This is a genomic window from Streptantibioticus ferralitis, assembly GCF_029223525.1.
GTDB classification, from domain to species: domain Bacteria; phylum Actinomycetota; class Actinomycetes; order Streptomycetales; family Streptomycetaceae; genus Streptantibioticus_A; species Streptantibioticus_A ferralitis.
Genome location: NZ_JARHTQ010000069.1, coordinates 1 through 9,143, shown reverse-complemented (window position 1 = coordinate 9,143; position 9,143 = coordinate 1). Strand labels below are relative to the sequence as shown.

At 68.2% G+C, this 9,143-nt stretch carries 9 protein-coding genes and 2 pseudogenes; 7 read left to right on the top strand and 4 right to left on the bottom strand.

Features of this window, described 5'->3' with window-relative positions; genetic code table 11:
• Window positions 1–220: 220 nt before the first annotated feature.
• The gene (locus tag P2L57_RS39455) at window positions 221–850 is read right to left on the bottom strand and encodes a PadR family transcriptional regulator (protein ID WP_275823358.1); all 630 of its coding nucleotides are present in this window, start codon (window positions 848–850) and stop codon (window positions 221–223) included.
• Window positions 851–961: 111 nt separating this feature from the next.
• Here P2L57_RS39455 and P2L57_RS39450 point away from each other — a divergent pair, with 111 nt between their 5' ends.
• The 3 genes from P2L57_RS39450 (at window position 962) to P2L57_RS39440 (ending at window position 3,868) form a co-directional block, all read left to right on the top strand.
• A complete protein-coding gene (locus P2L57_RS39450) occupies window positions 962–2,155 on the top strand; it encodes an FAD-dependent oxidoreductase (RefSeq protein ID WP_275823357.1) in 1,194 nt (397 codons plus the stop codon).
• Between the two features lie 423 nt (window positions 2,156–2,578).
• Window positions 2,579–2,929, top strand: a complete 351-nt coding sequence (locus P2L57_RS39445) for a peptidoglycan-binding domain-containing protein (protein WP_275823355.1) — start codon at window positions 2,579–2,581, stop codon at window positions 2,927–2,929.
• A 657-nt stretch (window positions 2,930–3,586) separates the two neighbouring features.
• Complete coding sequence (locus P2L57_RS39440; protein WP_275823361.1) at window positions 3,587–3,868, top strand: hypothetical protein; 282 nt, start codon at window positions 3,587–3,589, stop codon at window positions 3,866–3,868.
• Between the two features lie 363 nt (window positions 3,869–4,231).
• On the opposite strand, the gene P2L57_RS39435 is transcribed toward P2L57_RS39440, so the two are convergent.
• The gene (locus P2L57_RS39435) at window positions 4,232–4,774 is read right to left on the bottom strand and encodes a hypothetical protein (protein ID WP_275823353.1); all 543 of its coding nucleotides are present in this window, start codon (window positions 4,772–4,774) and stop codon (window positions 4,232–4,234) included.
• On the opposite strand from P2L57_RS39435, the gene P2L57_RS39430 reads away from it, so the two are divergent.
• Together P2L57_RS39430 and P2L57_RS41045 are read left to right on the top strand one after the other, a co-directional pair.
• Window positions 4,749–5,282: a hypothetical protein gene (locus P2L57_RS39430; protein ID WP_275823351.1), complete on the top strand. Its 534-nt coding sequence runs from the start codon at window positions 4,749–4,751 to the stop codon at window positions 5,280–5,282. The genes P2L57_RS39435 and P2L57_RS39430 overlap by 26 nt on opposite strands.
• Window positions 5,283–5,360 (top strand): annotated as a pseudogene (locus P2L57_RS41045) (DUF255 domain-containing protein); the annotation flags it as partial.
• A 260-nt stretch (window positions 5,361–5,620) separates the two neighbouring features.
• Here P2L57_RS41045 and P2L57_RS39425 read toward each other — a convergent pair.
• Complete coding sequence (locus tag P2L57_RS39425) at window positions 5,621–6,187, bottom strand: Uma2 family endonuclease (RefSeq protein ID WP_275823348.1); 567 nt, start codon at window positions 6,185–6,187, stop codon at window positions 5,621–5,623.
• Between the two features lie 148 nt (window positions 6,188–6,335).
• On the opposite strand from P2L57_RS39425, the gene P2L57_RS39420 reads away from it, so the two are divergent.
• Together P2L57_RS39420 and P2L57_RS39415 are read left to right on the top strand one after the other, a co-directional pair.
• On the top strand, window positions 6,336–6,785 hold the full coding sequence (locus tag P2L57_RS39420) for an Rrf2 family transcriptional regulator (protein WP_275823346.1): 450 nt from the start codon (window positions 6,336–6,338) through the stop codon (window positions 6,783–6,785).
• A gap of 169 nt (window positions 6,786–6,954) precedes the next feature.
• On the top strand, window positions 6,955–8,199 hold the full coding sequence (locus tag P2L57_RS39415; RefSeq protein WP_275823344.1) for an amidohydrolase family protein: 1,245 nt from the start codon (window positions 6,955–6,957) through the stop codon (window positions 8,197–8,199).
• A 509-nt stretch (window positions 8,200–8,708) separates the two neighbouring features.
• Here the strand turns inward: P2L57_RS39415 and P2L57_RS39410 are convergent.
• Window positions 8,709–9,143, bottom strand: a pseudogene (locus P2L57_RS39410) (hypothetical protein); the annotation flags it as partial.

Sequence of the window (9,143 nt, the reverse complement as noted above, 5' to 3'; positions counted from 1 at the left end):
GCGCCGGCCTGAGCCTCTACTCAGTCATCCGCGAGATACAGACACTCCTCGCAACCTGGACCGGCGCCTGCCCCACATGCCACCGCGACATACCCACCCCAATACCAATCTGACCAAGCACTACTAGTCCCCCGGTTGAACGGCGGGCGTATGGTGCGTACACGTCAGCCGCGGATCGCCGCGCGCTCGACCCGGCGCCCCGATCCGGGAGTGCCCGCGCCTACTGCGGCGCCTGGGCGTCGCTGGCCTGGGCGACGGCGATCAGCTCTTCGGCGCTCCAAGTGAGGGTACCCGAGCGGAGATCGGCGATGACACTCTCCAGCCAGTCGGCCTCGGCGGTGGCCAGGGCGACCGCGTACTCGGTCTCCAGCATGGCGACCCGGGGCACGCCGACCGCCGCCGTCTCGGCGAGTGAGCGCTCCTGGGCGGCCCGGCCGGCGCGCACCGCAGCGAGGCGGGCAGCCAGGGCCTGCTCGATCTCGCCAGGTGCGAGCAGCATCAGATTGGAGAGCGCGACCGGGAACTCCGGGAACTCCAGCCTGGGCTCGCGCAGCATCTCCAGCAGCCAGGTGCGGGTGGCCTCCCGGCCGGCGTCGGTGATCTCGTAGACGGTCCGCTCGGGGTACTGCTGGTCGCGCCCGGTCTCGCGGACGGCGATCAGGCCGGCGCTCAGCAGGCGGTCGATGGCGCGGTAGAGGCTGGTGCGCTGGCCGACGTTGACCACCTGGTCCTTCCCCCACTGCTTGAGCAGCCGCTGCATCCCGTACGGGTGCAGCGGCTTGAAGTGCAGCAGCGACAGCACGGTGAGCGTGATCGGCGAGCTCTTGGGGGCCTTGGCGGCAGTACTCATGATCCCGATACTACTGCCGATGGAACTAGTTGCATGGGGCCTAGTTGCAGTGCAACTATGGAGGCAGCGCGCCCTGCCGACGACCCAGCTATCCCTGAAGGAGCACCCGACATGTCCAACCGCATCAACACCGCCCTGGTCATCGGCGGCGGAGTCGCCGGCCCCGTCACAGTGATGGCCCTGCGGCAGGCCGGCATCGAGGCCACCGTCTACGAGGCGTACGACGGCACCGCCGAGGGCGTCGGCGCCGCGCTCGGCCTGGCGCCCAACGGGCTGGCCGCGCTGGACGCGATCGGCGCCGGCGACCTGGTCCGGGGCCTCGGCGATCCGATGAACTCGATCGTGCTGCAGAGCTGGAACGGCAAGCGGCTCGCCGAGATCGGCAACCCCGGCACGTTGGAGGCCACTCGGCTGGTCATGCGCAGCGACCTCTACCAGGCGCTCTACGCCGAGGCCCGGGCCCGCGGCATCCGGATCGAGCACGGCAAGCGGCTCGTCGGGGTCGAGGAGGGCAAGGACACCGTCACCGCCCAGTTCGCCGACGGGACCACCGCCACCGGCGAGTTGCTGATCGGCGCCGACGGAATCCGTTCCACGGTACGGAACTTGATCGACCCGGCCGCCCCGCAGCCGCGCTACGCCGGCCTGCAGGGTTTCGGCTCGGTGAGCACCCTGGCCGGCGCGGTGCCGGACACCGGCGGGAAGATGCTCATGACCTTCGGCAAGCGGGCCTTCTTCGGCCTGCAGGTGCTGGGCGGCAACGCCGTCTGGTTCGTCAACCTGCCGCACCCGCAGCCGATGACGCAGGCCAAAGCGGTCGCCTACGGAGCCGAGCGCTGGCTGAAGGTGCTGGCCGACGCCTGCGCCGACGACCGCACCCCCGCACTGGAGTTGATCCGGCACACCGACCCGGCCGAACTGCTGATCACCGGGCCGATGGAGAACATTCCCCTGCTGCCGCACTGGAGCCGCGGCCGGATGGTGCTGGTCGGGGACGCGGCTCACGCGCCCTCCTCCAGCTCCGGCCAAGGGGCCTCGCTGGCGATCGAGAGCGCGGTGGAACTGGCGCGCTGCACAAGGGATCTGCCGCTGGACCAGGCGCTCAAGCAGTACGAGGCGCTGCGCCGCCCGCGCGTCGAGCGGATCATCAAGCAGGCCGAGCGCACCAACAGCAACAAGGCGGCCGGCCCGGTCGGCCGGGTGCTGCGCGATGCGTTGATGCCGATCGGCATGAAGCTGATGAACCCGGAGAAGCTCTCCGCACACCTCCGCCACCGGATCGACTGGGCCGCCCCGGCCGCCTGACGGGAGCCTCACCCCACAGCAACGGGTGCGGCGGCCGGCCAGCCCTCCGGGTCAGCGCCGCCGCTGGTCTTGCGGCGGGCGACTCTCGATCGACACGTGCACGGCCTTTGCCGTCTCACAACAGCGTCACACCACGCTCCATGGCAGCAGTTCAGAAGGTGGGACGTCCCGAGAAGGTGCCACCTGCCCGAGCGCCTCTCGTCCTCCCGCCAACCGTCGGCCACCGTGGTCTGCGCAACCCAGAGCCCGGCGGTAAACGGGTCGGTGGTGTCGCACTGCGGCCAGCCCACGGGGCGCGGGAGGAGCTGTCCAGGACGTCGCGGATCATCTCCTGGACGTCGACGGCTTGGTCAGGCCGCGGACGTGGGCGGGCCGACTGGATCACTCGTGTGTATGAGACCCGACGGACGAAGGCAGGAAGCGATGAAGACCAGGAAGACCGTTGCCCTCCCATGCCTGCTCGGCGCGGCCCTCGCCGTGACCACGGCAGTGGCCGCGCCGGCCAGTGCCGCCCCGGCGCACCAGCAGACACAGGCACACGCCATGGTTGCGTGTGCCTACTACGACGGGAACGACGTCACTTCACGCGGGGATACGGGCAAGAGGGTCCAGGAGGTCCAGTGCCTGCTGAACTACTGGGGCTACGACGTCGACGTCGACGGCGACTTCGGCCCGGCCACCGAGCAAGCGGTGAGGGTCTTTCAGGGCAAGCGGCACCTGCATGCCGACGGCATAGTTGGCCCCAGGACCTGGAAGGCCCTGCACGGCAACTGACCCAGAGGTCGTTTCCAAACCTGAAGAAATACAGGTCAGCGACAAGCCCGAGGGCCACCGGAGAAGCTGTGCCGTAAACCAGGACGGTAGGCCGCCGCCGGAATCAACCCGTGGTTTACCCCGAGCTCGGCTGTCGGGACGACGACGATGGCGCCCCCAAGACCTAAGGTCAGAACGGCGAATCACGGGGTCACTGCCTTAACCGTCCCGAAACAGCGTCACGCAATGCCGCGTTGCGGCAGTTCAGGAGGTGGGGCGTCCCAAAATCACCACTTGGTCAAATACCTCTCGTCCTCTCGCCAGCCACCGAGGCACCGTGGGCTACGCACCGCAAGGCTCAGCAGTGGACCGCACGGCGCTAACGGAACCACGGCATGTCGTCTGCCGCGTAATTCGCTGCTAGCAAAATCGAAAGCGACATTCTGACCTGCAAATGGAAGGATCTCCATGCTCGGTACAAAGCGCATGCGTGGCGTAGTAGCCAAGGCCACGGCGCTATTCTTGATCAGTGGTTCCCTTCTTGTGGGACCTGCCACTATGGCCGCTCAGGCTGCGACCGCCGCCCCGGCGTGTGCAAGTGCCCCCGTAGTGCATGCCGACACGGTCCACCCCGACGCCTCCCGGGGGTTCGACGCCCGTACGAATTATGCCGCGTCGGTGGGAACGATCGACTGGTGGTCTGCTGGCTTTGACGTGTCCGGCACGCTCACCTCGACCCGCTACAACCAGACCTCGTACAGCTACGTGCATTGGGAGACTCGTGCCACCGGGCCGGGTTGCCAGCCCTGGCGGGAGCATGAAGCCCGCATCGGCCAGGTGAACGCCCATCAGCAAGTCAACATCAGTCTAAGCGAGGACTACTCCGACCAGTACATCAACAACGTCTGGGTAGAAACTTGCACCAACCGCAGCGGCTGGTCCTGCAGCGGCTGGAAATAATTGCGGGCGTGCGTCCGGCACGGACCAGCTCCACTATCTGGCGACGGAACTCCGGCGGGTAGGCCGGCGTGTTCTCCCCACGATGGACTTCTCCTTGCAGGGACCACTGTCCCCAAGCGGATGGTTGTCCACCAAACCGGAGCAACTTCAGGGGTTCGGTTGGTCTGTGTCTGGTTCGGTATGGCGGCTGGTCTGCCCCGGCTGATCAAGGGTCGTATGCGTGGCGTGGTGTTCGTCACCTACCGCAAGTCGGGTCCCGGCAAGCTCCGCGGCGTGTTCCGCCGCCGCATCTGACGCGCACGACGACGCCGCCCCTCCCGCCGGGTGCGGGCAGAGGCGGCGTCGCCAAACGGGTCGCCCCTATCAGGCCGGGGCGGGTTGCAGTGCGGCGAGCGGGGACCGCCGGCCTTTGTCCTCCGCGCGCAGCTGCTCCCAGTCGACCTCGGGGTGGGCGGCGGCCACCGCGTCGACGGACGCCGTGGTGTAGAGCGCGACGTCGACGGCCCCGGCTCGGCTCGTGCCGAAGCGGACCTCGATCGACTGCGGCGAGCGGATCCACCCGAGCCGCACCATCCCATCGAACTCAACCCTGCGCACCCCGAGCCGGGCGGCGGCCTGCTCCGGTCCGAGTGGGGTGTCGGCGGCGACCAGGTCCGCCAAGTCCTCGCGCCGGCAGGCCTCCGCGACCTGGCCGGGGTGCAGCAGCGAGCCGTCCGGGTTCGCGTTCAGGTCGGTGAGCAGCCCGTGGTCGATGAACCGCCGCACCACGAAGGTCGTCACATGCGCCTTCTCGCCGATCACGTTCGGCGTGCCGAGCGCTTCGGCGATCCGGTCCGCCGCCGCGCCGCCGGAGATCGGCGGGGAGGGCATCGCGGCCCGGATGGCGTCGTCGTCCAACGCCTCCACAGCGGCCCGGGACCAGAACGCCGGCGCGCTGCTGGAGCGCGGGCGCGCCGCGCTCGACGACATCGCGGCGAACGCCGCCGAGGAGTACGCCACGTACCGGCGCGCGACCGAGGCCGGGCCCGCCGCTCCGCGCCCGGGCACGGCGGCGGCGCCCGCGCTGCTGGCCGGGGTGACCGGCGCCACCGCGTTCGCCGTCGACCTCGGGCAGGGGCTGTCGGTGGGCGGCTCACTGCTGACCGGGGTCGCGGTAGCCGTGGCGGCGGGAGTGGTCAGCGGTGCCCGGTCGTTCGTCCAGGGGCGTGGCGGCGGGCAGCAGCCCGACGTCGAGCAGTTGCGGCAGCAGTGGCTGGTGGCGCTGGAGCGACGCGGGGTGCGGCCGTTCCTCGAGCAGCAGCGGGTGGCACCGTTCTTCCCCCTTTTTGGTGTGCGTTCGGCTCGCCCTCTGCTCGCGCGCGGTCGCGCGCCTGAGCAGGGCGGGATGTGTGAGGGTGGGTACATGGCCAATTGACTCAGCCGCTCCACCTCTCCCTATCTCCTTCAGCACGCCGACAATCCTGTTGATTGGTGGCCGTGGACCGCGGAGGCATGATCTTCAGGACCCGGGATCCTGGGCGGCGCGCAGACGCCACGCCAACTTCCGTGCCTCTCAATGGGCGCACACTGTGACTTCCGTACACCTCGGAACGCATGGTGGCCATGACCACAACTCGTTGCTCCGGGAGCGCGGACAACATGCCTTGGCCGAGGCCGCCAGGGAGGAGGAAGCGGTGCGCGGCTCAGCCGCTTGCTGACGGAATTACCGCTTCCCCTTGTGCTCAGCCATGAGCGAATAATCTTCCAGCGCTGTCAGATGACTCCCAGGTCGACGGTGACGGAGAAGGGCGCGGCAGCCTTGAGCACGCCGGTGAACATCTCGCCGTCCCTGTAGGCCTTGGTGGCGGGGTCCAGAACGTAGGTGTAGATGATGGGGACACCGGTGGCGGCCTGTTCGATCCGCCAGTAGAAGGGGATGCCGGCCTTGGCGTACTGGTCCACCTTCACGATCCGGTCGGTGGTCTCAGAGCCGGGCGACACGACCTCGACGACCAGGAGCACATGTTCGGGGCGGGTGGGCGTGAGGTCGATGGTCTCCGCTCGGTAGACGATGACGTCCGGACGGCGGTTGGTGAGTGGAACGTCCTGCAAGCGGACGTCGAAGTCCGTGTCGGCGTTCCAGTCCGGTCCTGCGGCGGTGTCCAGGGCATTGGCCAGGATTCGGGCCAGCCGGTTGTGCCGCTTGGACGCGCTCGGCCTCACAGCGACCATCCCGTCCACGATCTCAATGCCGGCGCACCGCTCCTCGGACCAGGAGTCGAACTGCTGCGCGCTGATCTGCGTGTGCATCCACGCGGGCGTCACCATCTCGGCGGTCATGGTGCACCTCCTTCGAGGAGCCTCGACAGTTCCAGCGCTGCTGGGCTCAGCCTATTGTCCTGTGATGCCGGGGCGCCCGATTGACGGGCACCCAAGCTGTAACTATGTTGGTTGCAGTTATGGTGACGGCTTGGGTTGCGAGGGGAAGATGGCGGGTCTCAGCAGCAGGAGCGCGGTCGCGATTCACGCGCTCACCATGTTGGCGCACCGGGGCGAGGGCTCACTGACCTCCGCGGAGATCGCGGACAGTCTGGAGAGTAATCCGGTTCTCGTGCGGCGCATCCTCGGTAGTCTGCGCAACGCAGGCCTGGTGTCGTCCACCGAGGGGCGCGGCGGCGGTTGGTCCCTTGCCCGCGCCTCACGGGACATCACCCTCCGTGATGCCTATGTCGCCGTCGAGGAGGGGCGCATCCTGTCGCGGCACGCGCATCCGCCCAGCGACGCATGCGAGGTCGGACGCAACATCGGCGCCCTGCTCGAAGTGGAGTTCCGGGACGCGGAACGGGCCATGGAGGAACGACTCGACCGGACGACGATCGCCCGCCTGCTCCAGCGGGTGCTGGCTGCGGAGCGCGAACTCGCCTCGGCGGATCGCTGATTCAGGAAAGGCGGAGGTGCGCCTCCGCCTTTCCTTGTCATCTAACTGTAACCACAACAGTTCCCCGTTTGGGCCGTGATGGGACGTCACGGATGCCGCCTCGCTCGGTCGGCGCCGATGGCTCGACCCCAATCCGCGTCAGACACCGCCCGATTAGGAGTGAAAGCAAATGACCCATGAACCCGAGGTAATCACGAGGGCCGAGGTTCGCGATCCCGCGACGTACGACCTCGTCATCCGCCGTGCCCACGTCTTCGACGGCCACACGGCGCTCGCCGGGCTGTACGACGTCGCTGTCAGCGGCGGAGAAATCGCCGCGGTCTCGGCGGAGCCGCTGAGGGGCGTCACGGAGGTGGACGCGGCCGAAGGCTGGGTGATGCCGGGCCTGATCGACACGCACGTCCACTTCTACGACGTCCTTGCGGTGTCCGATTCGGAATCGATGCAGACGTTCGAGGACGACGAACTTCCCGGACGGCTCGGCCTGTTCCTCCAGCACGGGATCACCACCATCAAGTCGGTGGGTGATCCCACCGAGGGGATCCTGACGACGCGGGCCAAGATCGCCGCAGGCACGCTGCGAGGCCCGCGGCTCCTGGCGACCGGGTGCGGCATCACCGGGCGGGACGGGCATCCCGCGGCCACGGTTTTCAGCGGCAATCCCTGGGCACGCGCACGGTTTGCGGCCGAGATCGACAGCGTGCAGCAAATGCGTGATCTGGTGCACTCTCTGGCCGACCGCAAGGTGGACGCGATCAAACTCCTGTCGGAAGGTGCGTGCGCGCACTCCGGCTCACCTGCGTACGTCTGGCACATTCCGGCTTTCCCGGAGGCTGTCGAGCTTGTGCGGCTTCCCCTCGCATTCCTTCGCGCGGGCATCGAGACCGGGCACGAGCGAGGCCTCAGGGTGACCGTCCACACGACCCAGCAGGCCGCGGCACGCGAAGCGATCGAGGCAGGCGCGGACGGCCTGGAGCACGGTGTCACGGTCGAACCCCTCACCGATGACTCGCTCATCGATCTGATGCTGGAGCACGACATCATCTACACCCCGACGCTCTGGGCCCACGACGCGAGCCATCCGGATGCTCGGCACAACGTCAAGAAGGTCGCCGACGCCGGCGTGAGCGTCGCCCTGGGCAGCGACACCTTCAGCGGTCGTGGCCTGTTCGGGGCGAACACGCTGGACGAGGCGGAGCTGATGGTCGCGGCGGGGATGACGCCCGTGCAGGCGCTGGTCGCGGGCACCAGCGGCGCGGCAGGGCAGTGCGTCCGCTCCGATCTCGGCGCGGTGGCGCCCGGCAAGCGCGCCGACCTGATCGTGCTGACCGCCGATCCCACCGAGGACATCGGCAACCTTCGCCGACTCGGCATGACGATCCTGAACGGCGAGATCGTCGTCGACAAGCGCTAGCGCCAAGCGCTCCGCGGGAAGTGCCGCGATTGGCCATCGATCGTGTGCGGGCCCGTCGTGGCTGGTCGCGCAGTTCCCCGCCCCCTTGGGGCGCGGCCGAACCGCACCGGAATTCACCGAACCCGCTTAGCCGTTGCCGCAGGCGTCCTTTCCCGCCACTTGGTTCACCTGTGATTGCGGGGTTCGTAGTTGGCGTGGTGGGGGGTGTGAGCTGGGATATTGAGGGTTTTCTGAGAAGGTCGCGGGCGCGTTCTGGTGTGGTTCCGGGGTTCGTAGTTGGTGTGGTGGGGGTGTCTTGAGCTGGGGTGTTGGGGGTTTTCTGATAAATGTGCGGGTGTTTCTGGGGTGTTGGAGGTGGTGATGACGGGGGGTTTGGCGTGGGGTTGTTCGGGGTTGGTTGATAACGGTGGTGTGGTGTTGGTGATGGTCTTCGGCGTCTAAAGGGCTGGTGCGGGTTTGTGCTGGTCAGTGGCTTGCTGTGTGGTCGGGTCCTGCCGGTGTGGGTGGGTTTACGTCGTTGGTGGTTGGTGCGGGGTGTTGCCGGTCCAGTACAGGGCGGTGTCGATGTCGCGTGCGGTCCAGGCGTCGGTGTGGGCTCCGCCGTGCTTGAGGAGGTCGTGGAGGAGTTGCATGTAGCGGCCGTAGCGTCCCGGTGCGGGGGTGAGGGTGAGGCCGAGTGTGTCGAGGGCGTGTTGGACGCGGCGGTCGTAGACGGCCATCCGCGTGGGGGCTGCTGCGGTCAGGACGGCTGAGGCGAGGGCGTCGCCGGTGCGGAAGCCGGGCAGTCCCGAGATGATGCCGCGCCCTGTGCGGGCGGCCCAATGCCGTTGCTTGATGTGGTGAAGGGTTACCCGTGACGGAGTGGTCCGCGGGCCGTTGGGCTGGGCGTGCTTCATTCGTGGGTGGGATTGTCTGATCAGGTGCGACTCGGCGTGTTGACACAG

What these genes read in the sequence shown, in the direction of transcription:
- P2L57_RS39455 (WP_275823358.1), bottom strand. Translation starts at nt 850, where the DNA reads ATGAGTACTGCCGCCAAGGCCCCCAAGAGCTCGCCGATCACGCTCACC.
- P2L57_RS39450 (WP_275823357.1), top strand. Translation starts at nt 962, where the DNA reads ATGTCCAACCGCATCAACACCGCCCTGGTCATCGGCGGCGGAGTCGCC.
- P2L57_RS39445 (WP_275823355.1), top strand. Translation starts at nt 2,579, where the DNA reads ATGAAGACCAGGAAGACCGTTGCCCTCCCATGCCTGCTCGGCGCGGCC.
- P2L57_RS39430 (WP_275823351.1), top strand. Translation starts at nt 4,749, where the DNA reads ATGGCGTCGTCGTCCAACGCCTCCACAGCGGCCCGGGACCAGAACGCC.
- P2L57_RS39425 (WP_275823348.1), bottom strand. Translation starts at nt 6,187, where the DNA reads ATGACCGCCGAGATGGTGACGCCCGCGTGGATGCACACGCAGATCAGC.
- P2L57_RS39420 (WP_275823346.1), top strand. Translation starts at nt 6,336, where the DNA reads ATGGCGGGTCTCAGCAGCAGGAGCGCGGTCGCGATTCACGCGCTCACC.
- P2L57_RS39415 (WP_275823344.1), top strand. Translation starts at nt 6,955, where the DNA reads ATGACCCATGAACCCGAGGTAATCACGAGGGCCGAGGTTCGCGATCCC.